Annotated in this window: 28 protein-coding genes, 1 riboswitch and 1 other annotated feature; of the genes, 24 read left to right on the plus strand and 4 right to left on the minus strand. The window is 45.2% G+C overall.

Going from position 1 to position 24,980, the window contains the following annotated elements; all coding sequences use genetic code 11:
- Positions 1 to 15: 15 nt before the first annotated feature.
- The 6 genes from NSU15_RS06365 to NSU15_RS06390 all read left to right on the plus strand — a co-directional run bounded on the left by NSU15_RS06365 (position 16) and on the right by NSU15_RS06390 (position 5,049).
- The gene (locus tag NSU15_RS06365) at positions 16 to 948 is read left to right on the plus strand and encodes a D-alanine--D-alanine ligase (RefSeq protein WP_076118230.1); all 933 of its coding nucleotides are present in this window, start codon (positions 16 to 18) and stop codon (positions 946 to 948) included.
- A complete protein-coding gene (locus tag NSU15_RS06370; RefSeq protein WP_339289634.1) occupies positions 941 to 2,104 on the plus strand; it encodes an aminotransferase class I/II-fold pyridoxal phosphate-dependent enzyme in 1,164 nt (387 codons plus the stop codon). The genes NSU15_RS06365 and NSU15_RS06370 overlap by 8 nt, the downstream gene beginning before the upstream one ends.
- A gap of 92 nt (positions 2,105 to 2,196) precedes the next feature.
- The gene (gene cobT / locus NSU15_RS06375; RefSeq protein WP_339289636.1) at positions 2,197 to 3,258 is read left to right on the plus strand and encodes a nicotinate-nucleotide--dimethylbenzimidazole phosphoribosyltransferase; all 1,062 of its coding nucleotides are present in this window, start codon (positions 2,197 to 2,199) and stop codon (positions 3,256 to 3,258) included.
- Positions 3,255 to 3,803, plus strand: coding sequence for a bifunctional adenosylcobinamide kinase/adenosylcobinamide-phosphate guanylyltransferase (gene cobU, locus NSU15_RS06380; protein ID WP_339289637.1), 549 nt, complete (start codon positions 3,255 to 3,257; stop codon positions 3,801 to 3,803). The genes cobT and cobU overlap by 4 nt, the downstream gene beginning before the upstream one ends.
- Positions 3,800 to 4,615: an adenosylcobinamide-GDP ribazoletransferase gene (gene cobS, locus NSU15_RS06385; protein WP_339289638.1), complete on the plus strand. Its 816-nt coding sequence runs from the start codon at positions 3,800 to 3,802 to the stop codon at positions 4,613 to 4,615. The genes cobU and cobS overlap by 4 nt, the downstream gene beginning before the upstream one ends.
- 107 nt (positions 4,616 to 4,722) lie before the next feature.
- Positions 4,723 to 5,049 carry a YnfA family protein gene (locus tag NSU15_RS06390; protein WP_042124971.1) on the plus strand — a complete coding sequence of 109 codons (327 nt, stop codon included), beginning with the start codon at positions 4,723 to 4,725 and terminating at the stop codon, positions 5,047 to 5,049.
- Positions 5,050 to 5,214: 165 nt separating this feature from the next.
- Here the strand turns inward: NSU15_RS06390 and NSU15_RS06395 are convergent, their stop codons facing one another.
- Positions 5,215 to 6,903, minus strand: coding sequence for a methyl-accepting chemotaxis protein (locus NSU15_RS06395; RefSeq protein WP_042124973.1), 1,689 nt, complete (start codon positions 6,901 to 6,903; stop codon positions 5,215 to 5,217).
- A gap of 355 nt (positions 6,904 to 7,258) precedes the next feature.
- Positions 7,259 to 7,304: riboswitch (PreQ1 riboswitch) on the plus strand.
- 10 nt (positions 7,305 to 7,314) lie between these two features.
- Here NSU15_RS06395 and NSU15_RS06400 point away from each other — a divergent pair.
- The 10 genes from NSU15_RS06400 (at position 7,315) to NSU15_RS06445 (ending at position 15,875) form a co-directional block, all read left to right on the plus strand.
- Positions 7,315 to 8,028 carry a queuosine precursor transporter gene (locus NSU15_RS06400; protein ID WP_042124975.1) on the plus strand — a complete coding sequence of 238 codons (714 nt, stop codon included), beginning with the start codon at positions 7,315 to 7,317 and terminating at the stop codon, positions 8,026 to 8,028.
- 268 nt (positions 8,029 to 8,296) lie between these two features.
- Positions 8,297 to 9,778 carry an AMP-binding protein gene (locus NSU15_RS06405; protein WP_076121731.1) on the plus strand — a complete coding sequence of 494 codons (1,482 nt, stop codon included), beginning with the start codon at positions 8,297 to 8,299 and terminating at the stop codon, positions 9,776 to 9,778.
- Complete coding sequence (locus NSU15_RS06410; protein WP_076121729.1) at positions 9,775 to 10,926, plus strand: thiolase family protein; 1,152 nt, start codon at positions 9,775 to 9,777, stop codon at positions 10,924 to 10,926. The genes NSU15_RS06405 and NSU15_RS06410 overlap by 4 nt, the downstream gene beginning before the upstream one ends.
- On the plus strand, positions 10,923 to 11,324 hold the full coding sequence (locus tag NSU15_RS06415) for a MaoC family dehydratase N-terminal domain-containing protein (protein WP_339289639.1): 402 nt from the start codon (positions 10,923 to 10,925) through the stop codon (positions 11,322 to 11,324). The genes NSU15_RS06410 and NSU15_RS06415 overlap by 4 nt, the downstream gene beginning before the upstream one ends.
- Positions 11,299 to 11,640 carry a MaoC family dehydratase gene (locus NSU15_RS06420; RefSeq protein WP_042124984.1) on the plus strand — a complete coding sequence of 114 codons (342 nt, stop codon included), beginning with the start codon at positions 11,299 to 11,301 and terminating at the stop codon, positions 11,638 to 11,640. The genes NSU15_RS06415 and NSU15_RS06420 overlap by 26 nt, the downstream gene beginning before the upstream one ends.
- Before the next feature lie 2 nt (positions 11,641 to 11,642).
- Positions 11,643 to 12,464: an SDR family NAD(P)-dependent oxidoreductase gene (locus tag NSU15_RS06425; RefSeq protein ID WP_042124986.1), complete on the plus strand. Its 822-nt coding sequence runs from the start codon at positions 11,643 to 11,645 to the stop codon at positions 12,462 to 12,464.
- Complete coding sequence (locus NSU15_RS06430; RefSeq protein WP_339289641.1) at positions 12,465 to 13,265, plus strand: energy-coupling factor transporter ATPase; 801 nt, start codon at positions 12,465 to 12,467, stop codon at positions 13,263 to 13,265.
- Positions 13,250 to 14,107, plus strand: coding sequence for an ATP-binding cassette domain-containing protein (locus NSU15_RS06435; RefSeq protein ID WP_339289643.1), 858 nt, complete (start codon positions 13,250 to 13,252; stop codon positions 14,105 to 14,107). The genes NSU15_RS06430 and NSU15_RS06435 overlap by 16 nt, the downstream gene beginning before the upstream one ends.
- Entirely contained in the window at positions 14,100 to 14,903 is an 804-nt protein-coding gene (locus tag NSU15_RS06440; protein ID WP_339289645.1) for an energy-coupling factor transporter transmembrane component T, read from the plus strand. Before NSU15_RS06435 ends, NSU15_RS06440 begins: the two co-directional genes overlap by 8 nt.
- 6 nt (positions 14,904 to 14,909) lie before the next feature.
- On the plus strand, positions 14,910 to 15,875 hold the full coding sequence (locus tag NSU15_RS06445; protein WP_339291267.1) for a nitronate monooxygenase: 966 nt from the start codon (positions 14,910 to 14,912) through the stop codon (positions 15,873 to 15,875).
- A 73-nt stretch (positions 15,876 to 15,948) separates the two neighbouring features.
- Here the strand turns inward: NSU15_RS06445 and NSU15_RS06450 are convergent, their stop codons facing one another.
- Positions 15,949 to 16,728: an alpha/beta hydrolase gene (locus NSU15_RS06450; RefSeq protein WP_339289647.1), complete on the minus strand. Its 780-nt coding sequence runs from the start codon at positions 16,726 to 16,728 to the stop codon at positions 15,949 to 15,951.
- Between the two features lie 198 nt (positions 16,729 to 16,926).
- Positions 16,927 to 17,161 (plus strand) — a binding site (T-box leader).
- A 56-nt stretch (positions 17,162 to 17,217) separates the two neighbouring features.
- Here NSU15_RS06450 and NSU15_RS06455 point away from each other — a divergent pair.
- The gene (locus NSU15_RS06455) at positions 17,218 to 17,340 is read left to right on the plus strand and encodes a hypothetical protein (protein WP_339289649.1); all 123 of its coding nucleotides are present in this window, start codon (positions 17,218 to 17,220) and stop codon (positions 17,338 to 17,340) included.
- Between the two features lie 81 nt (positions 17,341 to 17,421).
- Complete coding sequence (locus NSU15_RS06460) at positions 17,422 to 18,288, plus strand: GNAT family N-acetyltransferase (protein WP_339289650.1); 867 nt, start codon at positions 17,422 to 17,424, stop codon at positions 18,286 to 18,288.
- A 262-nt stretch (positions 18,289 to 18,550) separates the two neighbouring features.
- Here the strand turns inward: NSU15_RS06460 and NSU15_RS06465 are convergent, their stop codons facing one another.
- Positions 18,551 to 19,645: a Xaa-Pro peptidase family protein gene (locus NSU15_RS06465; RefSeq protein WP_339289652.1), complete on the minus strand. Its 1,095-nt coding sequence runs from the start codon at positions 19,643 to 19,645 to the stop codon at positions 18,551 to 18,553.
- Between the two features lie 293 nt (positions 19,646 to 19,938).
- Here NSU15_RS06465 and NSU15_RS06470 point away from each other — a divergent pair, with 293 nt between their 5' ends.
- Complete coding sequence (locus tag NSU15_RS06470; protein WP_339289653.1) at positions 19,939 to 20,784, plus strand: SDR family oxidoreductase; 846 nt, start codon at positions 19,939 to 19,941, stop codon at positions 20,782 to 20,784.
- A gap of 21 nt (positions 20,785 to 20,805) precedes the next feature.
- The gene (locus NSU15_RS06475; protein ID WP_339289654.1) at positions 20,806 to 21,309 is read left to right on the plus strand and encodes an N-acetyltransferase family protein; all 504 of its coding nucleotides are present in this window, start codon (positions 20,806 to 20,808) and stop codon (positions 21,307 to 21,309) included.
- An 18-nt stretch (positions 21,310 to 21,327) separates the two neighbouring features.
- Here the strand turns inward: NSU15_RS06475 and NSU15_RS06480 are convergent, their stop codons facing one another.
- Positions 21,328 to 21,672, minus strand: coding sequence for a helix-turn-helix domain-containing protein (locus NSU15_RS06480; protein WP_076121703.1), 345 nt, complete (start codon positions 21,670 to 21,672; stop codon positions 21,328 to 21,330).
- A gap of 91 nt (positions 21,673 to 21,763) precedes the next feature.
- Here NSU15_RS06480 and NSU15_RS06485 point away from each other — a divergent pair, with 91 nt between their 5' ends.
- From NSU15_RS06485 to NSU15_RS06500, 4 genes are all read left to right on the plus strand, one after another.
- A complete protein-coding gene (locus tag NSU15_RS06485) occupies positions 21,764 to 22,024 on the plus strand; it encodes a YqkE family protein (protein ID WP_076121701.1) in 261 nt (86 codons plus the stop codon).
- Positions 22,025 to 22,256: 232 nt separating this feature from the next.
- The gene (locus NSU15_RS06490) at positions 22,257 to 23,204 is read left to right on the plus strand and encodes an ABC transporter permease (protein ID WP_042125010.1); all 948 of its coding nucleotides are present in this window, start codon (positions 22,257 to 22,259) and stop codon (positions 23,202 to 23,204) included.
- Positions 23,205 to 23,206: 2 nt separating this feature from the next.
- On the plus strand, positions 23,207 to 24,151 hold the full coding sequence (locus NSU15_RS06495) for an iron chelate uptake ABC transporter family permease subunit (protein ID WP_076121699.1): 945 nt from the start codon (positions 23,207 to 23,209) through the stop codon (positions 24,149 to 24,151).
- On the plus strand, positions 24,145 to 24,900 hold the full coding sequence (locus NSU15_RS06500; protein ID WP_042125014.1) for an ABC transporter ATP-binding protein: 756 nt from the start codon (positions 24,145 to 24,147) through the stop codon (positions 24,898 to 24,900). The genes NSU15_RS06495 and NSU15_RS06500 overlap by 7 nt, the downstream gene beginning before the upstream one ends.
- The last annotated feature ends 80 nt before the right edge of the window (positions 24,901 to 24,980 follow it).

Below are 24,980 nucleotides of genomic sequence, written 5' to 3' on the forward strand. Positions count from 1 at the left end.
GTGCTTGAGATGAAGATGAAAGTAGGCGTAATTATGGGCGGGGTGTCCTCAGAGTTTGAGGTATCCATGAATAGCGGGAGAGAGATTTTGAAGAATCTGGATCCAAATAAATATGAAGTTACTCCAATAGTGATCACCAAACGTGAAGAGCTGATTGAGCAGGCAAAAGGAATCGATATCGCGCTGCTTGCGCTCCACGGGGCTTACGGTGAGGACGGTACGGTTCAGGGGACGCTGGAGACAATGGGGATTCCTTATACAGGCAGTGGGGTTTTGTCTAGCAGCATTTGCATGGATAAAGATCTTTCTAAAAAGCTTATGCGCTGCTCAGGCGTCAATACGGCAGATTGGCTGTGCTGGGATAGTATGAAGGATTATTCTCAAGAAGCGGTAGATCGGATAAGATATCCTGTTATGGTGAAGCCGTGTTCAGGCGGTTCGAGTATTGGAATGGAAAAGGTCAGCAGTAGCGAAGAATTATTGAGCGCAGTACAGAAGGCTTTTGCCTGTGATCAATCGATTCTGATCGAGAGCTACATTCAAGGCCAGGAAATCACTTGCTCCATTCTAAATGGAGAGATGTTGCCCGTTTTAGGGATTACTTCAGCACATGCGGAGTGGTTCGATTACAGCGCTAAGTACGAAGATGGCGGGGCAGACGAACGGGTCATCGAACTACCGGCCGAGGTGTATGAGCGAGTGCGTGATGCAGCCTTAACTTGCTACAAAGCATTAAAATGTAGTGTGTATGCACGAGTGGATATGCTCATCAAGGATGGTATTCCGTATGTGCTGGAGGTGAACACGTTACCGGGCATGACGAAGGCCAGTCTTTTACCAAAAAGCGCACAAGCGGCAGGCTACTCCTTCAGCGGACTGCTGGACGCAATTATTTCCCTTTCCCTAGCGGAAAAGAGTCCAAAAGAAGAGGTGTACAGCCATGCATAATGAATGGGTTGCTCCACGTGTGCGAGAGATTGCTCCCTCGGGGATTCGGGCTTTTTTTGACCTAAGTACGGGAAATCAGGATATTATATCGCTTGGTGTAGGCGAACCAGATTTTGTAACACCGGAGCATGTAAGAGCTGCCTGCATTCGTGCTTTAAATGATGGGGAAACGAGGTATACACCAAATTCCGGCTTATTGGAGCTTAGAGAAGAGATCGCCTCTTATCTGCACACAAGCTTCAATCTCCGTTATGAGCCAACTAATGAGATTATGGTTACGGTGGGAAGTAGTGAAGCTGTAGATTTGGCTCTGCGGGCCTTTATCACACCCGGGGATGAGATTATCGTCCCTTCTCCAAGCTATATCGCGTATTCGCCGATTACCCATTTGAACGGGGGGGTTACGGTAGAGGTTGAATCTTCAGCCGAGCAGGGCTTTAAGCTTACTGCTGAAGCGTTGCAGAGGGTAATTACCCCGCGTTCCAAGATTCTTATGGTAAATTTTCCGAGTAATCCTACAGGAGCAGTAATGTCTTACGAAGACTGGTTGCCGATTGCTCAGATTGTAAAAGAGAATAACCTACTTGTCATTTCAGATGAGATTTATGCCGAGCTTACCTATGACAGTCAACATGTCAGCATTGCCTCTCTTCCAGGGATGATGGAACGAACCATTGTCATTAGCGGCTTCTCCAAAGCTTTTGCGATGACTGGCTGGCGAGTAGGTTATGCCTGTGGTGATCAGGAATTAATCGCTGCGATGCTTAAAATCCATCAGTACACAGCAATGTGTGCACCGGTACTAGGTCAAATCGCTGCCATAGAATCACTGCGTAATGGTATGGAACATAAGGACCACATGAAACGATGCTTCGATGAACGAAGAAAGCTGCTGGTTAGTGGATTTCGATCCATTGGATTACCTTGCCATGAGCCGGAGGGTGCATTTTATGCCTTTCCTTCCATCGCTAATACCGGATTGAGATCAGAGGATTTCGCTTTGCAGCTGCTCAAGGAGGTTGGTGTTGCTGCGGTTCCGGGGCATGTGTTTGGAGCCGGTGGAGAGGGGTATATTCGCTGCTCTTATGCAGCATCTCTACAAAAATTGACGGAAGCTTTGGAGAGAATTGAAGGATTTATGAAAGTGAAGTTGTAATTCTAGCGGTCCCCATCTATCATAGATGGGGGCTTTTCTGTGTAGATAAGATAGAATAGGTGATACGGATATCTTTAATTGGAGGTTAAAATATGATTTCAACGATTCAAGAAGTAATTAAACGAATCACACCAGCTGATGAACAGTCTTTCCTAAAGGCGGAGCACCGCCTGAATATTCTAACTAAACCGCCGGGCAGTTTGGGACAATTGGAGACTCTGGCTGTTAAGCTCGCTGGAATTTCGGGTACGGAGCAGCCTAGCTTCACCAAACGGACGGTTGTTGTGATGGCTGCCGATCACGGTGTATGCTGCGAGGGAGTTAGCGCCTTTCCGCAGGAAGTCACAATGCAAATGGCCTATAATTTTCTTAGCGGAGGAGCGGCTGTGAATGTACTGGCACGCCAAGCCGGGGCAGAGGTAAAGTTCGTAGATATCGGTGTTAACGGCGATCTTAGTCATGAGGATCTGATTGATCGTAAGGTACGCCGGGGAACGGATAATATGGCTGCGGGACCTGCGATGAGTCGTGAGGAAGCGATGAGTGCTGTGCTTGTAGGCATAAAAATCGCACAAGAAGCGATTGATAACGGGACGGAGATTTTTATTACGGGTGAAATGGGCATAGGAAATACAACGGCTAGTGCAGCTATTCTGTGTGCTCTAAAAGGAATAGCGCCTGAAGTAGCTGTCGGAAGAGGAACGGGAATTGATGATGAACGTTTACTACATAAAATTGCAGTTGTGGAACGTGCTCTAAAGGTGAATCAGCCGAATCAGGCAGATCCACTGGATGTTTTGTCCAAAGTAGGGGGACTGGAAATCGCCGGTTTGACCGGTCTGATTCTTGGCGCAGCCGCTGCTAGGATCCCTGTGATTCTGGACGGTTTTATTTCGGGTGCGGCAGCTCTCATCGCGAAGGCCCTTGCGCCAGAATCCATTGCCTATATGATAGGCTCCCATGTATCAGGTGAACAGGGACATAAGCTGATGCTGGAGCAGCTTGGGCTTGAACCGTTGTTTAACCTTGGCCTTCGTTTGGGTGAAGGAACTGGAGGCGTATTGTCTCTTCATTTAATAGAGGCGATATGCCGTATTTTGAGCGAGATGGCCACCTTTGAAAGTGCAGGCATCTCTGGAGCTGGGAAACAATGAGTATTCTTGTAACGGGTGGCGCACGTAGCGGGAAGAGTGGTTTCGCAGAAAAACTGATGTCGTCACTGACAGATCAGGCCTTCTATGTAGCAACCGGACAAGCGTTTGATGATGAAATGAAGGAACGGATTGCACTGCATCAGCATCAGCGTTCGCAAAGTGGGTATGCTTGGGAGACGTTAGAGGAGCCCTATGATTTGCCAGATCTTCTTAAGCGTTTATCTGGTGAGAAGGCGGTCCTTGTAGATTGTCTAACATTGTGGTTATCGAATGTACTGCTTGCCATGGAAGGATTTACGGATAGACAAGAACTGATTGAGAGCGAGATTACAAGACTTGAAGACAGTGTACGCACATTTCAAGGAAACCTCATTTTGGTCACTAATGAAGTAGGGGACGGTATTGTTCCAGAGTATGCGCTTGGTCGATTGTACCGTGATTTGGCAGGACGCATGAACGCGTTACTCGCTAGGCAATGTGAGCAGGTCTTTCTAGTGACTGCTGGCATTCCAATTGAGCTTAAGAGCAGGGAGTATCGTTTATGAGGGAGCGCAGGGATGCTGCCGCGGCTGCCTTTCAGTTTTTGTCTCGGTTTCCTGTAAAGAGTGATCCCGGATTTTCTCCTGAGCTGCTGCGCCGAAGTGTGCTGTTCTATCCCGTGGTGGGTGCAGCTATCGGACTGTGCGTAGCTGCTGGAGCAGCTTTGACGGGCTGGATGTTACCGGCTTGGCCAGCCGCTGTTATTACCCTCATTTTATGGGTAGGACTTACTGGCGGCTTGCATCTCGATGGTTGGATGGACTGTGCGGATGGTCTGCTTAGCTACCGACCGAGGGAACGAATACTGGAGATTATGAAGGACAGCCGTGTGGGGGCGATGGGTGTGCTCGCCTGCGTGCTGCTCTTGCTGTTAAAAGCCTCTTTAGTGGCAGCATTAATCGAAGGCTACGCCTATTACGAGCTGCCACTGCTCTTGCTGCCAGCGATCTGGAGCCGCTGGTACATGGTGCGGGCAATGGTGCATTATCCCATTGCCCGCGGGAACGAGGGGCTGGCCGCGAGCTTCGCCGGCCTTGCTCCCTCGCAGGAGCGGCGCGCGCTGGCGATAGCCGCGCTGCTCTCGTTAGCCGCAGCCGCTGCGCCCCTGGCGCTCGGCGCGGGCTTAGGCGCGTGGCCGCTGCATCTGGCGGCAGCGTTACTGCTGCCGGCTGCAGCCTGGGCCAGCGGCACTGTGACTGCGCGGCGGATCAGCAGCCGGCTCGGCGGGCTCACCGGCGATGTGTATGGCGCGCTGAACGAGCTGCTAGAGGTTGTGCTGCTACTAGTATTAGTGCTGCTCCAGCACAACTTTATGTAAGTGGCTCCAGCAGGTGATGCTGTAGTAGTCAGCTTGCTCAATCTGTTTTCATCATCTTCTGCTGATTCATTTAGATTTATATGAGTTCGATAGGAAAGAGGGATGACATGGTTGCTGCCATTCTGCTATTTGTAATTGCCGGCCTTGCTGAGATTGGAGGCGGATACTTGGTATGGTTATGGCTGAGAGAATCACGACCTCTCTGGTACGGTTTGGTAGGTTCTTTGATTCTGATTGGCTATGGCATTATCCCTACATTGCAGAAGTTTCCGTCCTTCGGAAGAGTGTATGCAGCTTACGGTGGGGTATTTATCGTACTAGCTGTGTTATGGGGCTGGCTTGTAGACAAGAAAACACCCGATGTATATGACTGGGTCGGTGCTGTTATTTGTGTGATCGGCGTATCGGTCATTCTTTGGGCGCCGAGACATTAGTATTATTAAGATCTCCTATGCGGTGAATGGTGACTCGTTAGGCGAGCAAGGTTAGTTAGTGGGTTGAAGACTTTGAGGTTTACTCTGCTCTACAGACTGAGTATATTGCTAAAACAAAACAGCCCGTTCAACACTTTCGTGTGAACGGGCTGTTTTTATTTAAGCTTAGATCTTAAATTGTTGTACAGCTTCCTGAAGCTTTTTAGCCTGCTCATAGAGATGTTGGACGGTTACTGCATGTCCTTCAAGCTCTATACGCTGGCGCTCTGAGTTCTCGGATAATGTATCCGCACTTTCTTGGGATCTTGAAGTAATTTGTGCGGTTTCCTCGACGGAAGCACTGACTTCTTCCGTACTTGCTGAGATTTGCTGCGTAGCCGCAGATACGGATTGAATATTCTGATTGATGCTCTGGATCAGAATCAGGAGGTGATTGAAGGCATCGCCCGCTTCTGTCACCTTGCCTACCCCAGAGGCTACCTCAGAATTCACTTGGTTCATCTCAGTAACGGAGCGATTCATATCTTCCTGAAGTCCGAGTAGGAAATCACGGATCTGCTCATTCGCATTACGGGATTGTTCGGAAAGCTTGCGTACTTCTCCGGCAACAACGGCAAATCCGCGACCATGTTCACCTGCACGCGCTGCTTCGATCGAAGCATTGAGTGACAGCATTTGGATTTGCTTCGTAATTTCAGTAATACTATGAACGACTTCTCCGATCATTACTGAACGTTCGTTCATAATTTGTAATTGCTCCAGTGACTGCAAAGAAGCACGTTCAACCTGGCGCATTTGCAGAACAGCACTTTGAGCAATCTCATTACCGCCACTCGCCTCAGCGGAAGCTTCACTGATCTGCTCTGTGACTTCGGTAGCTGCTGAAGCAATATGCTGAATGCCGAAATTGATTTCTTCCATAGCTTTTGAATTATCTAGAGCACTGCTCGCGATGGTCGTACTACCTTTGCCGATTTCTACTACGGAAGAGCTAGAGTGGTCCGCCATTTCATTTAAGACGTCTACACGCTCTCTTAAGGAATTGGAATCGGTGACTACTGTGTTTGAGGTAACGAGTACATGTCCAATCATTTCTTTTAGGCGTAGGGTCATCGCTTGGAAGCTTCTGGATAGCTGAGCGACCTCATCAGTGCCATTAACCGTTAATTCCTCTGTGAAATCTCCCTCTGCGAGACGGGCGCTGTAAGCTGCAAGCTTAGAGATGGGACGAGTTATCCGCATGCTCATAAACCAGGCACCGGTTGAACCTATGATTAGCGTTAGCAGAGTGATCCCGGCACTGGTCCACAGAATGCTGTTTGTTTTTTCTTGAATAAAGCTTACATCACTGCTGATTCCGATAACCATCGTACTTCCGGGAATTCCGATATAAGCTGACTTATGTACACCATGGGCGTCTCTGTATGTATCGCTTAGTCCGCTCTTTCCTTTAAGAGCTTGCTGCATTGCAGAAGATACCTTAACAATTTCATCCCGCTTTAATTTTCCATCATGATCTACGGTCAGAACCTCGGCTTCCTTGCCTTTAAGATTGACTAGAAAAATAGTCTCAACCCCATGCTGCTTCTTCTTATCCTGAAAATAGAATTCAAGATTGGTGGCTGCTTGTTCGTTCTTCTTTAGTGCTTGCTGAGCATGCATGGTGTTTATATTCTTATATACGTCCTGAGCAGCTGCAGTTAGAATTTGATTGATTTGTGGCATGACATAGCTGTTGAAAATACTGGTAGATATAAAGTAGAAGCTGGTACTTAACAAAAGAGACGTGAGTAATAGAACTACAAACAATAAACGCGTGAATCGGCGACTGATCGACTGCTTGAAACGAAACATATTGTTCTCCCCTTTTTATGGACAGCGAAGCTCCATTTCTTATTGGAATACATCCTATCTCCCTACCGAGTGCTAGTGTCTGGCAACCTGCAATATATTCCATAGTTATGTAATATATCAACTAAATGGATCGGGAATGAAGTGTTTGATACTATTCTATAGAATTAACCTCTGGATGAATAGTGAAAATTTTAGTTTATAGAGCATATTTTTCTGAAAAAGATGAATTATTACTGACACTTTTATTTTTATTTAATAAAAATGGGTATAAATACCCAATTCATTATTTGTTTATTTTTATGGATTGTTTGATGACAGTGTGATAGAGTATTAATGTTTTGTTCCAAACATAAGGTAAGCCGCGGTTCGTAACCATCCCGCGTAAACAAAACTAGGAGGAATTTAAGTAATATGTTCAATTTGTTGTGGGGAGTTTTATTTGTTATTGTCAATTTTGCCTTTTTTCTACTCTGTTACCGCCTGTTCGGCAAAAATGGAATGTATGCCTGGGTAGGTATCGCTACTGTTATTGCTAACATTCAGGTAGCTAAGACGATTGCTATGCCATTTGATATTGTGATGACACTCGGAAATACGATGTATGTCACTTTATATATGACCAGCGATTTGCTTAATGAGAAGTATGGAAGAGCGGAAGCACGCAAAGCAGTTTGGTTTGGTTTCTTCACTTTGCTTATGACGACAGTCATTATGCAGATGGTACTAGTATTTAAGCCGCAAGAGACCGATATCGCTCAGTCTTCTTTAGAGACGATCTTTGGGCTGATGCCTCGACTAGCTCTGGGTAGTCTTACTGCTTACTTCATTAGTCAGTTCCTAGATGTTCGGTTATACGCCTGGATTCGCAAATATTACAGCACCTCAAGTCAGCTGTGGATTCGTTCCAACGGCAGCACGATGGTCAGTTCTTTTGTGGATACACTAATCTTCTGTACCATTGCATTTGCTGGGTTGTATAACTGGAGTGTATGGCTTGAAATTTTGCTTACAACCTATCTAGCGAAATTCTTACTAACCGCAGTAAGCACACCTATCTTATATATCGCCCGAACTTTTACTTTTGCTGAAGATGGAATACCTTCATCTGTTCAAAAGAAGGAATAAACAACACTACAGCCAGCGCGTACCGATTATAATCGATGCGCGCTGTTTGATTTTTCCGGTCATTAGAAGACTTAATCGTTACATGAAAAATGTGTACATAAAATTAATATAAAGCTAAAATAAGCTATCGTAGCAATTCTAATAGTGTGCCTTGCAATTCGGAGGTTAAAGCTGCCGTTATTGCTCTTCAATTTAAGTGCTATCAGTCCGATCGAAGAGAGTGTACATATTCGGTAGTCATAGAAATTACGAACAGGTGTGATGAAGGATGAATCTAGTAGTGCCTATACTGCGCCATGCAGCACAGCAGCCCGACAGCATTGCCTTAACCCAGGCCCAAGCGACGCATACCTATGCAACATTAGTACAAGCGATGCAGAGAATCGCGAATGGTCTACAGCAAAAGGGCTTGAAGCATGACAAAATCGCTATTTTATCTACGAATCGTATTGAATTTGTTGAAGTTTTCTTAGGGGCTATTTATGCGGGCTGTGTTCCGATTCCTTTAGATCCCAAGTGGAGCGCAAATGAGCTGCAGATGATTATAGAGCAGTGCCAGCCGTCGATGATTTTTGCTGAGCCGGAAGCTGCAAAGCATCTGGTATTTATGAACGAAGCCATCCCAACGCTGACTTTTTCAAATGAACGAACAGGTTCCTATGATCAGTGGTTGGATGCGCTGAAACCAGAAGCTGAGTTGGATGAGACGAACGAGTTATTATTTATCGGCTTTACTTCAGGTACAACCGGATTGCCAAAAGGATATATGCGTACCCATTTATCATGGTTAAAAAGCTTTGAGGTATCAAATGATGCCTTTAAATTGGATTGTATAAAAAATGTTTTAGCGCCAGGTCCTTTTGTACATTCGCTGTCCTTATTCGCTGTCATGCAGAGTCTATATGGCGGAGCAAACTTTCATATTACCCAAAAATTTAGCGCCACGCATGTGTTAGAACTGTGCAAGCAGATTCCGGGTGTGGTGCTGTTCGTTGTACCGACAATGCTCGAATCCATGATGCAGCAGGCTGTTCCTGGGCAGACGCAGATTGATGCGATTATTAGCTCAGGTGCAAAGTGGCCTTGGCTGTCCAAAAAAAAGGGCATGGAAGTGTTCGGCGGAGCGCGTCTCTATGAATCCTATGGTTCCTCAGAAGCGAGCTATATTAGTTATTTGGACGTTCTGGAGGAGCATAATCCGAACTCTGTAGGCAAGCCCTATCCCGGAGTGCAAATTTCCATTCGTGATGAAGAGTTCCGTGAAGTCCCTACGGGAGAGATTGGGCAGTTATATGTGCGTAGTGATATGATATTTCTAGGCTACCATCAATTGCCGAACGAGACAGAAGCAGCTTTTCGAGACGGATGGCTTATTTTAGAAGATTATGTTTATCAGGATGAAGCTGGTTATTTATATCTGGCAGGTCGCTTGAAGAATAGAATCATATCCGGTGGGTTGAACATTTATCCAGAGGAAATAGAGCGAGTGCTGGAGCATCTTCCGGAAATTCAAGAAGTAATGGTGCTTGGCGTCCCTGACGAATACTGGGGAGAACAGTTGGCAGTCCTCGTGAAATGGAACGGCGAAAAGCACTTATCTATAGACGAAATAAAGAATTATTGTCGCCAGTATTTAGCAAGCTACAAAGCGCCGAAGCAGCTGCTGACAGTAGAGGAGTTTATCTATACTAGCAGCGGAAAAATTGCCCGGCAAGCGATGAAAGACTATGTGAAAAGAGCGATGGTATGATCGAAGCAGTGATTGTCATGGCAAAACGCACACCGATTGGCAGGATGGGCGGCTTATTAAGTACATTGGAGCCGGAAGCATTACTGGCGCCGCTTATTCAGCATATTGTGGCAGAGACAAACCTGCCCGTAGATATGATCGATGATGTGATTATTGGAAATGTGGTCGGTCCGGGGGGGAATATTGCCCGGGTAGCAGCGCTCGAAGCGGGGCTGCCAGTTTCGGTTCCGGGTGTCACTGTGGATCGACAGTGCGGTTCTGGGCTAGAGGCGATTAATATTGCAGCTAGGCTTATTCAAAGCGGTGCTGGTGAAATTTATTTCGCAGGCGGCGTTGAAAGCACGAGCCGTGCTCCCTGGAAGATGGCTAAGCCACAGACCTTGATGGGTATTCCACAGCTATATACCCGTGCTCATTTTACGCCTAGCGCTTACGGTGATCCGGATATGGGGATTGCTGCGGAAAATGTAGCGCGGAAGTACGGGATTTCGCGCGAAGAGCAGGATCAATATGCCTTAAAAAGCCATCAGAAGGCCGTTCATGCTCAGCAAAGTGGCCAGTTTCAGCAGGAGATTGTACCTCTTCTGGTTGAGGGAGAGTGGGTGCATACCGACGAATGTCCTAGGGTCAATACGAGCTTGGATAAGCTGCGAAAGCTACCGCCAATTTTTGAAGAAAAGGGTACTGTCACTGCTGGAAATGCTTGTCCTATTAATGATGGTGCGGCGCTTCTATTAATGATGTCCCGTGAGAAATGTCGGCAACTCAAGCTTAAGCCTATCCTGCGTGTCGTGGATGCGCAAGCGGCAGGTGTAGATCCGAACTACTTAGGTATGGGGCCAGTTCCAGCTGTATACAAGGTGTTACATCGTCAACAGCTGACCATAACCGATTTAGATATTGTAGAGTTTAATGAAGCCTTTGCTTCGCAAGTTCTAGCCTCACTGAACGAGCTTCAGATTCCACAGGAAAAGGTCAATCTTGGAGGAGGCGCATTAGCTATCGGTCATCCATACGGGGCGTCCGGAGCCATTTTAATGACGAGGTTATTTGCTGAAATGCAGCGTGCTCCTTATAAAAGGGGACTTGCCACTTTGGGCATCGGCGGTGGGATGGGGCTGGCAACGCTTGTGGAGGCGGTAGAATGAACTGCATTCATCATCAGATTCATGTGTCAGCTGAGTGGATTTCGGACTATGCGCAGAGTATTGAGGCACCCGTGCAGACGACTAACGGTCATCTGATTGCTCCTTCTACGATGCCTATTATTTTTTGGCAGGTCTTCGATATTCCTTGGCTTAATAAGGGAGAACCTTTGCTTCACGGCACTCAGAAATTTTCATATCAAGCTCCGATTACAGCGGGAATGATGTTAGATTGTGAATTAGCATTAACGAGCAAGGTGCAAAAGGAAGGCCGGCAGGGCAAGCTGACCTTTTACAACCATACACTGGTTTGTAAATGTGAAGGTGAGCTTATAGTTACTGCAGAAACGGTGTTAATTCGGGTAGGTGATAATCATGATGAAAAAATTCATAACTGCTGAAGCCATCCGGCAATATGCAGCTGCTTCCCAAGATCTGGCCGCTATTCATCTAGATGAAGATGCTGCAGCTGAAGTTGGATTTAAGCGGCCCATTGCACATGGAATGTATCTTATGGGATTAGCTCAATCCTTATATCTCGCTGAGCATCGGGCACAGTGGATCACTCGGTATGAGCTGAAATTTCATCAACCTATAGAAGTAGATAATGTCGTTATTTTTGATTTTGTGGAGGATGACTGCGCTGTGAAAGTGATCCTTACAACAGAAGCTGGCGATGTTATTGCTTCAGGAGCTTTTTCAGTGAAAGAGGTGTAATCATGAACAAAGTAGCCTTAATTACTGGAGCGACAAGAGGGATCGGGCGCAGTATCGCCGTGCAGCTCGGCAAGTCCGGTTATAAAGTGGCTGTAAATGGCACAAAACAAGTCTTAATCGATGAGGTTGTGCGCGAGATTCGTCAGGCAGGCGGTGAAGCATCGGGATACTCTGCGAATGTAGCAGATCCAGTTACGGTCTCTGTAATGGTTGATGAGGTTATTGCTAAATACGGCCATATTGAGGTGTTGATAGCGAACGCTGGCAATTTGCAGGATCAGAAGTGTCTACGGATGACAGATGAAGAATGGAAGGCCGTGCTGGATGTACATTTAAATGGCACCTATTACAGCATTCAACGCGTACTACCGCATATGCGTCAGACAGGCGGCGATATTCTGTTGATGACCTCCACCGCTGGGTTAACAGGCTCCGTGGGTCAGGTAAATTATAGTGCAGCCAAGGCTGGAATTCTCGGAATGATGTGGACACTCGCAGCGGAGTTGAAGCGTGACAAGATTAGGGTAAATGCGATTTCACCAGCCGCTTTAACAGATATGACCAGACCTGTCATTGATCATTTGAAAGAGAAACATGCCAGTCGTAATGAACCGTTCCCGGAGTTTTGGCGAATAGGCGCTCCAGAGGATATTGCTACCTTCGTAAATGCAGTATTGAGCGAGACCGATGCGGATTTAACCGGTGAAATCTTTGCTGTGAATGGATCAAAGGTGACGAAATGGGAGAAGCCTGCGCCTGCCTTTTCCGAGAACAGCATTGAGGCATTTTTCGCTGCTTGGCACCGTCAAAAGGGGAGTGAATAAATGCTTACCTTCGATCAAGTTCATTTTTATTATAAAAAGGGTCAGCCCGTCTTAGAGGATATCAGCTTTACAATAGAAGCAGGGGAATTTGTGGCGATTGTTGGCGCTAATGGCTCTGGCAAATCCACCATTGCCAAGCTAATGGACGGTTTGCTGCTGCCGCGAAAAGGTTCGATACAGTTTAAGGGTCTAGACACCTCAAAGCCAACTGATCTTACAGAAATTCATCAGCAAATCGGCTTTGTTTTTCAGAATCCAGAGGATCAATTTATCACCACAACCGTTATGGATGAGGTGCTTTTTGGTTTGGAGAATATTCGTGTGCCAAGGGAGGAAATGCGCAGCCGATTGGAGGATGCCTTGCAGGCTGTTCATATGGAGGATTATCTGGATGCTATGCCACATCAGCTTTCTGGAGGTCAAAAGCAGCGTGTTGCTATTGCCGCTATACTGGCGATGCGCCCGCAAGTCATTATTTTTGACGAGGCCACCTCTATGCTTGATCCTCAGGGAAGACAGCAGGTGCTTTCCATCATGCAAGAGCTGCATCGACAAGGTCTGACCATTATTCAGATCACTCACCATATGGAGGAAGTGCTTTCAGCAGAGCGATTATTACTCCTGCATCAAGGGCGGCTTGAGTTTGACGGCGATCCACTGGCTTTTTTTGAAACGATGCCTGTTGCGGACTATCAATTACAACTGCCCTTTGCAGTGCGTGTACAAGCATTACTCCATTCAGCAGCGCCGCCAACACCCGATTGGAAGGGGAGAGTCCGATCACAATGGTCTACCAATTAAATCATTTAAGTGTGAACTATGCTGATCATGTGGCTTTGCACGATGTAAACTGTACCCTTTCTGCGGGCAAATGGATTTCGATTATCGGTCCAACGGGCGCAGGAAAGTCTACCTTTGTCAAAGTGCTGAAGGGCTTGATTCCCACCGTAAAAGGCGACTATTGGATTGATCAGCAGCCTGCTCCCAGAGATGCCAAAGGACAATTAAAGGTCGTCCCTGAGCTGGGCTTCGTCTTTCAATATCCGGAGCATCAGCTATTCGAAACCACGGTGTATAAGGAGCTTGCTTTTGCTCTAAATCTGCAGGGGGCTTCAAGTCAGCAAATTACAGAGGCGATTGAAAGGATTTTGCCGCAAGTAGGTCTGTCAGAGGAGATTCTCCTTTTAAATCCATTCCAATTAAGCGGTGGAGAAAAGCGCCGTGTGGCTATTGCCTCTGTGCTGATGACGAATCCGAAGCTGCTAATTTTGGATGAACCAACAGCGGGGCTCGATCCAGCCAGCCAAGTATCTTTGTTGAAGCTGCTGAAATCATGGCAACAACAAGACCAGCGCACGCTTCTCTTCGTTTCGCACCAGATGGATGATGTTGCCGAGTACTCGGATGAGGTGATGGTTTTTCACAAAGGTCAGCTCAAAGGGCATTATAACCCCAGAACATTATTTCTGGAAAAGGAAGAATTATTGGTGGAACTGGGGCTGTCCATGCCTGAACCCGTACAGCTATTGAAGCTAGTAGAGGAACTATCCGGTCAAAAAATAGAGGTATCTAGCTGTAAAGAGCAGGATATCTTCGATGCTGTTCTGCCGATTTGGCATTCGAGGGGGCAAGAGCATGGCTGATTCCGTATTAGTGGGTCAATATGTGGAGAAGCATTCGATTTTCCATCGTTTAGATCCTCGTACAAAGCTTATTGGTATCGTGATTCTCATGCTGAGCTTTCTAACGCTTGGAACAGGTCTTAGCTATGTTATTGCAACCTTTTTTGTGTTCGGAATTTTACTGTTTTCAAAGGTTCCTTTTCATTTCTTCTGGCGAGGGCTGCGCCCGCTATTATTTATTTTGCTGTTTACCTTTGTGTATAACGCCGTGTTCACCAAAGGAACGATCCTCTGGTCATGGTCATTTATTGAGGTGACTGAAGAAGGACTGCGAATGGGATTACGTTTTGTATGGCGTATAATATTGCTCATCTTATTAGCCTCAATATTAACATTAACTACTAAACCGCTAGATTTAGCGTATGGTCTTGAAAAGCTGTTAGCTCCTCTGTCCAAATTGGGGGTACCTGTAGAACAACTCTCATTAATGATAGTGATTGCGATTCGGTTTATTCCTACCATCAAGGAGGAGCTGGATCGTATTCTTCTCGCACAAAAGGCAAGAGGTTATGATCTTACAGTATTATCGCTGCCTAGACGGATATTTGCTTATATCCCGATCATTATTCCTTTGCTTTTCACGACGATTCAACGTGCTGAACAGCTGAGTTATGCGATTGATGCGCGTGCTTATGGAAATGGTAAAGGGAGAACTTCTTATAGGGTATTGCAATTGCAGCAAATGGATTATCTAGCAGTGGGAGTTGCCTTGTTGTTCGCTGTGATTCTGCTTGGGTTAAAGATAGGAAAGGTGTAGATGAAGATGAAATGGAACACCCGTATTACGGAGTTATTGCACATAGAGTACCCTATTATTCAAGGTGGACTTGCTTATTTAGGTTATGCAGACCTCGCGGCTGCAGTTTCGAATGCTGGTGGATTGGGTCAAGTCACAGCGATGAGTCTTCCGAGTGCAGAGGCTTTACGTTCAGAAATAGAACGGGTACGTACTTTGACGGACAAGCCATTTGGTGTTAATTTTGCCATCGGTATGCATGGTATTGGTTATGAAGATCGGGTGCAGATCGCCATCGACGAGAAGGTTCCCGTCGTGAGCCTCACCGGAGGAAATCCAGCCCCCATGCTGGAAATGTTTCGGTCTACGAATATTAAAACGCTGGTGCTCGTCTCCTCACGTAGACAAGCCCAAAAAGCTGAACACTTAGGCGCTTCTGCGGTTATTGTTGTTGGGCAAGAGGGAGGAGGACACTTGGGACGTGATGATGTTGGGACTATGGTGCTCGTGCCCCAAGTAGTGGATGCGGTTGAAATTCCTGTGATTGCTTCAGGCGGGATCGGGGATGGCCGCGGATGGATGGCTGCCCATGCACTGGGGGCTGAGGGAATTGAAATGGGGACACGTTTTGTTGCTACGGTTGAATGTGTTCATGCGGCTGCTTCTTATAAAAAAGCCTTAGTAGAAAGCTCTGAGTCAGATACAGTCGTAATCAAACGATCTATCGGAGCACCTGCGCGAGTATTACGCAATGAATACAGCGACATCATTCTTGAAGTCGAGCGTATGACACCGACCTATGAGGCCTTAAAAGAATACATCAGCGGCGCAGCCAACAAGCGCTGGGTTTATGATGACATCAAAGAAGAGGGCCTCGGCTGGGCAGGCCAAGTGACAGGAATGATCCATGATATCCCTACAGTCTCTGAGTTAGTCGGCAGGATGGTCAAAGAGGCAGAGTCGATTCGTGGGATGTGGGGAATGCAGGTGTGAGGAGCCAGCAGAGCAGTTGTATCCAGAAGATGAATTAATCAACTGAAGGATAAGGTATTAGATTGGCGATGCGTTATGCAAAAGAAGATAATAGTTGGTTGAATCTATCACGCTCCTCCAAAAAAGGGCAATGGCTGCTGTATTGGAATGGAACTAATTGCGAATTTTTAATCAGCTTATTTGTTTCCTGAGCTTGGGTAAACGGAACGACTTTATCATGAATTCCATGAATAATTAATGTGGGCACATCGATCTGTCCAAGATCGTTGTAAACATTCTCGTCTCTTAGCGTGACCATAATGGCGGAAGTCGACCAATTTGCAGCTTGTAAACCCATTAGAAAGAACCATTCGGATTTCGGTTCAGAAATGTACTGAAAGAAAAAAAGCTCCGTTTGGTTTTGCAGCATTTTTGGACGGTCATTGTTTGTCTCTTCGATGATTTTATTTGTAAATTCTTTTGGAACGCTTGATGGAGACGCAGCGTCGATTAAGACGAGTTTAGATACCCCGTACCCTTTATAACGAGCCATATAACGAATCGAGATCGCGCCTCCGGTAGAGTGTCCTGCCAGTGTTATGTTTTTTAGCTGCAACGCCTCGATGACCATACGAAGATCATCTGCTAATCTATCGAAACCGTAACCTTCGAATGGTTTATCCGAATTGCCGTATCCTCTCCAGTCCATTCCGATACAACGATATCCGAGCTTAGGAAGGAAATTGAACTGATATTCAAACTGTTTATGGTTTAGCGGCCATCCGTGAATAATAAGTATCGTTTTATTTCCCTTCGGATTGATGTCCTCTATAAATACTTTTACGCCCGGTTCCACAGTAACGAAGTATCCCAAGAGTATCACCTCATTTTTTAAAATGTACTTTCCCGTTAAGATATTCGCCCTAGGCAAGGTTAATGCCTAATTTTGGCGTCAAATTGGGGTTAGATAGTACGTAGAGATTTCTGCGGAATAGCAGTTCCTTTGGCAGTTGTTGTTTGAGTTATTGACAGAATTTTGCAAATATCTTATATTGAGCTTAATTAATAATTACCAAATACGATGAAGAGGACAAGTAGATACGGAAATGCCGTTCAGGGAACTGCCGGTTGGTGCGAGGCAGCGGGTATCCGAATCGAAAAATCACCTCAGAGCTGGCCCCCGAATTATAGTAGATGGGCCCGGGATTCTACCGTTACAAAGAAGCATCGTTGTTGGACGATGGCTAAGTGGGCGTTTATTATAAACGTCAATCAGGGTGGTAACGCGGAGCAACTCCGTCCCAAATGGGATGGGGTTTTTTTGCGTCTTCATAAATTAATTATTAAATTGGAGGGTTATCGAATGAGTAAATTGATGGTTACAGAACGTTTGACATTACGGCAAGTTGAAATTGATCATGCTGAAGCTTTGGGTAAGGTTTGGTGCAGTTCAACAGGCAGGGTTAAAGCGCAGGAGTACTTTTGATAAACCAGCAAACCGTAAGAAAGAACGATTAGTTTTGAAAAATCCGGAAAAACGTTGAGAAGGTGAAAGGGGGATATTGTAATGCAATTCAAGTTGTATACGGATGTGCATGAGTTTTACATCGATACCTATGATGTGCTGATGCGTCATGAAGCGCAAAATTTGATTCCTCTTGGCAATATCATAATTGGGCATGAAGGAAAAGACAAAACAGACTGGCGTGACCCTATAAATTGGCTTATGGCAACTATTTCGGATGCTAAGGGCATACAACTTACCGCCATAATGACACCGCCACACAATATTACGCTTTATGCAACGGACAACAAAATTAACCCAGAAGCTATAAACTGTCTGATAGATGGGTTGAAAGATCGTGAAATTCCAGGTGTAACAACCGAAAAAACCTTGGCAGAGTATTTTGCCAAAGAATATACCTTGCGCAAGGGATTAACTTTTGAAACAACCATGAGCCAACGTATATATGAACTTACGGCAGTAAATCCAGACATTCAAAAGGCTGGTATCGTTCGATTGCTGGATGAAAAGGATATTCACTTTTTCCCATACTGGGCTGAGGCATTTTATGCAGCGGGGAGTTATGGCAAAACAGAAATGTCTATCCCGCAAGATGCAGACCCTTACCTCTACCGAATAGCATCGAAAAAAATCTATATTTTAGAGGACAAAGGGATACCCGTTTCTATGGCAGGATTTACAAGGGTAATGCAGACGGCTATTGGCGTGGCATTTGTATATACGCCTCCATATGAGCGCAGTAAGGGTTATGCTACTTCAATTGTGGCGCAAATAAGCCAACTTGCATTGGATAAAGGATTTACTAAGTGCGTCTTATATACGGATTTAGCAAATCCCACATCTAATAGCATCTATCAAAAGATAGGCTATATGCCAATTTGTGATTCTCTCCAGTTAAAATTTGAATAGTAGAATGATGCGGACAGGCAAAGTCAACTAATGGAGATAACCAATATGCGGAAATGGCAGATGAAATGTTGAAAGGGATTATGGATTTGAAAGGGTCTGAATAAGTCGAGTATGGTGCGGGAAAAAGAGAAAGCCCATCACAGTAAGTTGAAAGTGATTCTTTTCCAACTTATTAGGGATGGGCTATCTTTGATTCTAATATTTTTCGGATACTCTTGGTATCAATATTGGGCTCATATGAACTACGGCTATATTTTCTTTTCTACAAATGAAGAATAGTCAGTTCCTTAGGGAAGCTTGTTAAGGTCTCCGCACCTTCAGCTGTAATAATCAGATCATCTTCGATACGCACACCTGCTAGTCCGGGTACATAAATCCCTGGCTCAACGGTGAACACGTTGCCGATTTCGATAATGTCATCGTTCTGTCCATGGAGTGATGGATATTCATGTACATCCATACCCAGTCCGTGTCCGACACGGTGCAAGAAATATTCTCCGAATCCGGCTTCTTCAATCACGTCACGTGCAGCTTTGTCGACAGAACCGAAAGGAGCTCCAGGATTGGAAGCAGCGATCCCAGCTTCGTTAGCAGCGAGCACGGTGTTGTAGATCGTGACAAGCTTGTCATCCACGGATTCAATAGCAAAGGTACGTGTAATATCGGAAGCATAACCATCAGCGTATACCCCGATATCAAACATCAGGAAGTCACCTGGCTGAATGACCCGGTTGCCTGGAACACCGTGAGGCAGGGCGGTTTTCGGACCAGAAAGCACCATGGTGTCAAAGGAAGGGCCAGAAGCGCCAACCTTTTTCATTAGATATTCTAGCTCAGCTACTAGATCGTTTTCTGTAACGCCTGTTTTCACATGGGTAAGCACGCGGCGCAAAGCTTCCTCAACTAGCTCAGCGGCATGCTTCATGCGCTTAACTTCATCCGGGGTCTTTTTGGAACGCATGCTGCGCAGCAATGGACCAATATCACTAAATCGTTCCGCTGGAACGGCAGCGGTTAAATGTTCAAAACGGGCTACTGAGAAATGTTCCTTCTCTATGCCAAGAGTACCTATCTTACTGCTGCCGAAACAATCCTTAAGCAGGATATAGGGATTATCAGTGTCACTGTGGGTTAGGAGTTTGGTGACTGAAGAAGCGGCTTGAGCTGCTTCCGCATCTAGTGCGGGTAGAATCAGCATAGGCTCCTCTCCACGTATCAACAGCAGACCCAGGAAGCGTTCATGCGGATCGCTGGCGAATCCGGTTAAGTAGTAGACATGTTTGGGATCTGTTACGAGGAGGGCATCAAGTCCTTCACTCGCCATTTGCTGCTCTAGGCTTGTCAGAGCGTTATTCATAGTTGGTATTCCCCTTTCAACTTCACGATTAGAACCGCAATATTCTTATTATAGATCAAAAATAGACTAGACGCACATGATGAACTACACCTATCGTTGGCTAATCACGACATCCCTATTCTAGAACTTAACCTTAAGCAGTAACGCATATTTGTTCATCTATACCATTAATCGTGAGATGTAGCTTTTCTTGAGACTACTAGTTGGTGTAACATAATCTTTAAATATACTTCTCGTAAGGTTAGGTGGAAGCTTATTGGGGTACGGTTGTTGAGAGAGGAGTGATTCTTGGGATGAAGGGTAAAATTGTACTTGTAACTGGAGCAAATTCCGGAATGGGGCTAGCGACGACAGTTGAACTGGCTCGCAAGGGAGCCAAAGTAATAATGGTATGCCGCAATCGCCAGCGAGGAGAAGAAGCGCTTGCTGCCGCTAAACAAAAGAGCCACTCCGAGGATATCGAGCTGATGTTGTGTGATCTGGCCTCGCTGGAGAGCATTCGTAGTTTTGCGGAGGAATTCACCCGGAAATATCCGATTCTAGATATACTCATCAATAACGCTGGGGTAGTCACGATTAAGCGTCAGCTTACGAAGGACGGCTTTGAGATGGATCTTGGTGTAAACCATTTGGGGCATTATCTGCTTACGAATCTGTTACTGGAGCCTTTAAAGGCAGCAGAGCAAGGCCGTATCGTTGTCGTTGCTTCCGGTGCTTACAAAATAGGTGCACTTCACTATGAAGATCCAACCCTCGATCGCCGTTTCAATCCCGCCAAAGCCTACGCTCGGTCCAAGCTAGCTAATATTTTGTTCACAAGGGAGCTGGCTTTGCGTCTTCATGGTACAAAGGTGACTGTGAATTGCGTACATCCAGGAGCAGTAGGCACGAATATCGGTGTGAACCGAGAGACGGGCTTCGGCAAGTCGATCCTTAAGCTGCTGTCATACTTCTTCTTAACATCCGAGCAAGGAGCCGATACAGCGATTTATTTGGCAACGGCACCTGAGCTTCGAGAAGTAACAGGACAATATTATTATCGACGAAAGATTAAGCAGCTGTCTCCCAGAGCGCAGAATAGACAAGAGGCGCAGCGGCTGTGGCTATGGAGCCAGGAGCAGGTCGGCCTAAGTAATTAACACATTTGGAGGAATCAAGGGATGAAATGGGAGAATAGCAGGATTGAAGATGCAACACCTGCAGACTTAGCAGCTATTGTGGAGATTTACAACTCAACGATTGCTGGACGGATGGTCACTGCGGATCTGGAACCAATTACTGTTGCAGACAGAGAAAAATGGTTCCTTGAACATAACAGCCACCATCGTCCTTTATGGGTACTTAGGCAGGGAGATGAGATTGCGGCATGGTTCAGCTTTCAATCCTTCTATGGTCGTCCAGCGTATAATGCAACAGCAGAAATTAGTGTATACGTGAGTGAAAAGTTCCGTGGTGATGGAGCTGGTAGAATTCTTTTGAAAGAGGCCATTGATAAAGCACCTAGTCTCGGCATTAAGAATCTAGTTGGTTTTGTGTTCGGACATAATGATCCAAGCCTTGGTTTGCTAGAAAAATTCGGTTTTAAGCAGTGGGGATTACTACCCGGTGTAGCTGAACTGGATGGTATAGAACGTGATTTGGTGATCGTAGGACTTAAAATCTAATAGCCATAATTGAAACGCTTACATTTCAAGTGTTGAGCTTACGTTATTTGTGTCACAATCAATCCATATTTTTGACCAACGCTGCAAATCTCGGATGACTGTTTCTAGGGCAAGTCCTTTATCCGTTAAGGAATATTGGATTCGCACAGGTGTCTCAGGGAATACTTCTCGAAGAACGATTCCTTCCAGTTCCAGCTCTTTAAGCCGTTCGGAGAGTAACCTTCCGCTGATGGGCAAAGCTGCTTCAATCACATTGAAACGTTGTGGTCCTTGGAGGAGCTGGTAGATGATCAAACCTGTCCAACGCCTGCCGATAATATCCATACTTTTTTGTAGTTGGGGACATAAATCAGTGGACTTCATATGGCTCACCTCTTAGTGAACATTATAAACGAAAAGACCAATAATTTAAACGAATTCCAAATTAATTCATTACTAGAAGGGATGATTGACCGTGGCTAAAAAAAAGAAAATGCCAACCACTCCGCGTCCTGCTGCGACCGATGGACCAGCTACGCTAAAAGACCTGCTGAGCAGTGATGTTCTAGGAAAGCTGAAGGCACAGTCTGATGCGCTGAAAGCGGAAGAGAATGACCGCAAGGAAGCTGCTCGTAAGGCGGTAGAGGATCAGCGAAAAGCTGAACAAAAGCGGCTTGAGAATGATTTTGCACATCTGCTGGAGAACAGTAATCAGGATTGGAGTAAGTATAAATAACTACTATAGCTAGCGAAAATAGATCATGAGATAAAGAGATGCCACATGGGTGTCTCTTTTTTTAATGTTATTTATAAAATTCTATTCTTTTAAATTTTACTATACGAAAGGGTTGACCCTCAAAGTGGGCTTAGGTATAATCGAACATAGTGCAAATGAAAATCATTATCAATACCGATAATATCATCTATTTCTCAAACTATTTAACTATTAAACAGATAAGGAACAACTCATGAAACTAAAATATTTGTCCCTACTTCTAATAGTATTCTCATTTATATCTTTGTTTATAGGCGTAAAAGATATTTCACCTTTGGATCTTTTTTCGCTTACGGAATCTCAGATGCAGACTCTGCTAGTCAGCCGGATTCCACGCTTAGCTGCACTGATTATAGCTGGTGTAAGCATGAGTATTGCCGGATTAATTATGCAGCAATTATCACGAAATAAATTCGTTTCTCCCACTACGGCGGGCACGATGGACTCCGCGAAATTCGGTATTCTCGTGTCCCTGATGCTGTTCACAGGGGCGACGCCGATGCAGAAGCTGCTCGTTGCTTTTGTTTTTGCCCTATTGGGAACATTTATATTTATGAGAATCTTGGATCGGATCAAGTTCAAGGATAGTATTTTCATCCCGCTGGTCGGACTCATGTTCGGGAACATTGTAGGCTCGATTACTACATTTTTTGCTTACAAAAATGATTTGGTTCAGAATATCTCGTCTTGGATGCTTGGCGATTTCTCAACGATTATTAAGGGTCAATACGAATTAATCTATATCAGTATTCCGCTTGTTATTCTCGCGTATGTTTTCGCCAATAAGTTCACAGTTGCCGGTATGGGGGAGGATTTCTCCGTTAATCTCGGTATGAACTACAAAGCGGTTGTGAACGTAGGATTGGTGATTGTAGCGTTAATCTCTTCAGTAGTTATTTTAACCGTAGGTACAATTCCTTTCCTAGGTCTTGTTGTACCTAACATAGTAACGCTATACATAGGCGATAACTTGAAAAAAAATCTGGCGCATACTGCCATTCTCGGCGCGGTGTTCCTCCTGTTCTGTGATATTCTGGGCAGGCTCATTATATATCCATACGAAATATCAATCAGTCTCACGGTAGGCGTCATCGGAAGTGGTCTGTTTATCTACTTGCTGATGAGAAGAAAGGCGAATTAGTGATGAAGACGAAACTAACTATATTATCCTTAAGCGCTGTTGCTCTCATCGTCTTGTTTATGACCTATCATGTTATGGGCAATTGGGATTATGTTCTACCCAGTCGGGGGAGAAAGCTGGCGGCCATTTTAATTACCGGAGCGGTGATAGCTGTCTCTACCGTAGTTTTTCAGAGCATTACGAACAATCGGATTTTGACACCTAGTATTCTGGGGCTAGACTCTTTGTACATGTTGATCCAGACGTTCGGTGTATACGCCCTAGGCTCATCAAATATGACGTTTATGAATAAAAATGTGAATTTCTTGTTCTCAGCTTGTATCATGGTTCTGTTCTCAGGTGTGATGTATAAGCTAATGTTCCGAAGAGAGGGTCAAAACATATACTTCCTGCTGCTCGTAGGACTTATTATGGGGACGATGTTCCAGAGTGCATCTTCTTTTATGGAAGTGCTCATTGATCCGAATGAATTCCTGATTCTGCAAGGAAAAATGTTCGCCAGCTTCAACAACGTCAGCAGTGATCTACTGATATTGTCTACAGTTGTTCTAGCGTTAACTACGCTGTATTTCATGCGATTTGTGAAGTATTTAGATGTTATTTCTTTAGGGAAAGATGAAGCCATTAACTTAGGAATCAATTATGACTATGTAGTCAAAAGGCTGTTAGTAATTGTATCCATCTACGTTTCAATATCAACGGCTTTAGTGGGGCCGATCACTTTCTTGGGTTTACTAGTAGCCAATGTGGGGCATCAGTTGTTCCGTACGTATAAGCATTCCTATCTGATTCCCGGCACGATTTTGCTAAGCATTATTGCTCTTGTCGGGGGACAGTTTCTAGTTGAACGTGTGTTTGGATTCACTACTACGGTTAGTGTAATCATTAATTTTGCAGGTGGCGTCTACTTTGTCTATCTGCTGTTAAAGGAGAATAAGTCGTGGTAGAAGTTAAGCATGTAAGCAAGCGTTATGGCGGAGTAACCGTTGTTGATGATGTGTCTTTAACCATTAAAAAGGGTGCAATCACCTCGTTTATCGGCCCTAACGGAGCTGGTAAAAGCACGTTGCTCTCCATGATCAGTAGACTTATCTCTAAAGACGCAGGAGAAGTACTGATTGAAGGGAAGGAAATTGGCAGCTGTAAGAGTAATGAACTTGCTCGTAAAATATCGGTGCTAAAGCAGTCCAATCATATCAGCGTACGCCTCACCGTGAAGGAACTTGTTTCTTTCGGAAGGTTCCCTTATTCACAAGGGAAGCTCACACCTGAGGATAGAGCGTTCGTTGACGAAGCGATTGCTTACATGGACCTTCAAGAGATGCAGGATAAATATATTGATCAGCTTAGTGGTGGACAACGTCAGAGAGCGTATATTGCGATGGTTATGGCTCAGGACACTGAGTATATTTTGCTCGATGAACCACTCAACAATCTGGATATGAAGCATTCTGTACAAATTATGAAGGTGTTACGCCGATTGGTAGAAGAGAAGGGCAAGACGATTGTGCTCGTCATTCATGATATTAATTTCGCTTCTTGTTACTCTGACTACATTGTAGCGCTCAAGAATGGGCGGGTAGCTTCATCGGGTACGGTGGATGAAATTATTGATACTGTAGTGCTTAGGGATGTATATGACATGGATATCCCTATAGAAACAATAGGTGGTCGTAAAATTGGTGTCTATTTTTAAACAAGACGCCGTTTATATTCGGAAATTATTATGACGTAACGCTAGAAGTGATAGGCGCCAGCTTCTTGACGAATACGCGA

The organism is Paenibacillus sp. FSL E2-0201 (genome assembly GCF_037963325.1).
In the GTDB taxonomy this organism is placed as follows: domain Bacteria; phylum Bacillota; class Bacilli; order Paenibacillales; family Paenibacillaceae; genus Paenibacillus_AQ.

Coding starts and splice junctions, on each gene's coding strand:
- NSU15_RS06365 (WP_076118230.1), top strand. CDS start 16: ATGAAAGTAGGCGTAATTATGGGCGGGGTGTCCTCAGAGTTTGAGGTA.
- NSU15_RS06370 (WP_339289634.1), top strand. CDS start 941: ATGCATAATGAATGGGTTGCTCCACGTGTGCGAGAGATTGCTCCCTCG.
- cobT (WP_339289636.1), top strand. CDS start 2,197: ATGATTTCAACGATTCAAGAAGTAATTAAACGAATCACACCAGCTGAT.
- cobU (WP_339289637.1), top strand. CDS start 3,255: ATGAGTATTCTTGTAACGGGTGGCGCACGTAGCGGGAAGAGTGGTTTC.
- cobS (WP_339289638.1), top strand. CDS start 3,800: ATGAGGGAGCGCAGGGATGCTGCCGCGGCTGCCTTTCAGTTTTTGTCT.
- NSU15_RS06390 (WP_042124971.1), top strand. CDS start 4,723: ATGGTTGCTGCCATTCTGCTATTTGTAATTGCCGGCCTTGCTGAGATT.
- NSU15_RS06395 (WP_042124973.1), bottom strand. CDS start 6,903: ATGTTTCGTTTCAAGCAGTCGATCAGTCGCCGATTCACGCGTTTATTG.
- NSU15_RS06400 (WP_042124975.1), top strand. CDS start 7,315: ATGTTCAATTTGTTGTGGGGAGTTTTATTTGTTATTGTCAATTTTGCC.
- NSU15_RS06405 (WP_076121731.1), top strand. CDS start 8,297: ATGAATCTAGTAGTGCCTATACTGCGCCATGCAGCACAGCAGCCCGAC.
- NSU15_RS06410 (WP_076121729.1), top strand. CDS start 9,775: ATGATCGAAGCAGTGATTGTCATGGCAAAACGCACACCGATTGGCAGG.
- NSU15_RS06415 (WP_339289639.1), top strand. CDS start 10,923: ATGAACTGCATTCATCATCAGATTCATGTGTCAGCTGAGTGGATTTCG.
- NSU15_RS06420 (WP_042124984.1), top strand. CDS start 11,299: ATGATGAAAAAATTCATAACTGCTGAAGCCATCCGGCAATATGCAGCT.
- NSU15_RS06425 (WP_042124986.1), top strand. CDS start 11,643: ATGAACAAAGTAGCCTTAATTACTGGAGCGACAAGAGGGATCGGGCGC.
- NSU15_RS06430 (WP_339289641.1), top strand. CDS start 12,465: ATGCTTACCTTCGATCAAGTTCATTTTTATTATAAAAAGGGTCAGCCC.
- NSU15_RS06435 (WP_339289643.1), top strand. CDS start 13,250: ATGGTCTACCAATTAAATCATTTAAGTGTGAACTATGCTGATCATGTG.
- NSU15_RS06440 (WP_339289645.1), top strand. CDS start 14,100: ATGGCTGATTCCGTATTAGTGGGTCAATATGTGGAGAAGCATTCGATT.
- NSU15_RS06445 (WP_339291267.1), top strand. CDS start 14,910: ATGAAATGGAACACCCGTATTACGGAGTTATTGCACATAGAGTACCCT.
- NSU15_RS06455 (WP_339289649.1), top strand. CDS start 17,218: ATGAGTAAATTGATGGTTACAGAACGTTTGACATTACGGCAAGTTGAA.
- NSU15_RS06460 (WP_339289650.1), top strand. CDS start 17,422: ATGCAATTCAAGTTGTATACGGATGTGCATGAGTTTTACATCGATACC.
- NSU15_RS06465 (WP_339289652.1), bottom strand. CDS start 19,645: ATGAATAACGCTCTGACAAGCCTAGAGCAGCAAATGGCGAGTGAAGGA.
- NSU15_RS06470 (WP_339289653.1), top strand. CDS start 19,939: ATGAAGGGTAAAATTGTACTTGTAACTGGAGCAAATTCCGGAATGGGG.
- NSU15_RS06475 (WP_339289654.1), top strand. CDS start 20,806: ATGAAATGGGAGAATAGCAGGATTGAAGATGCAACACCTGCAGACTTA.
- NSU15_RS06480 (WP_076121703.1), bottom strand. CDS start 21,672: ATGAAGTCCACTGATTTATGTCCCCAACTACAAAAAAGTATGGATATT.
- NSU15_RS06490 (WP_042125010.1), top strand. CDS start 22,257: ATGAAACTAAAATATTTGTCCCTACTTCTAATAGTATTCTCATTTATA.
- NSU15_RS06495 (WP_076121699.1), top strand. CDS start 23,207: ATGAAGACGAAACTAACTATATTATCCTTAAGCGCTGTTGCTCTCATC.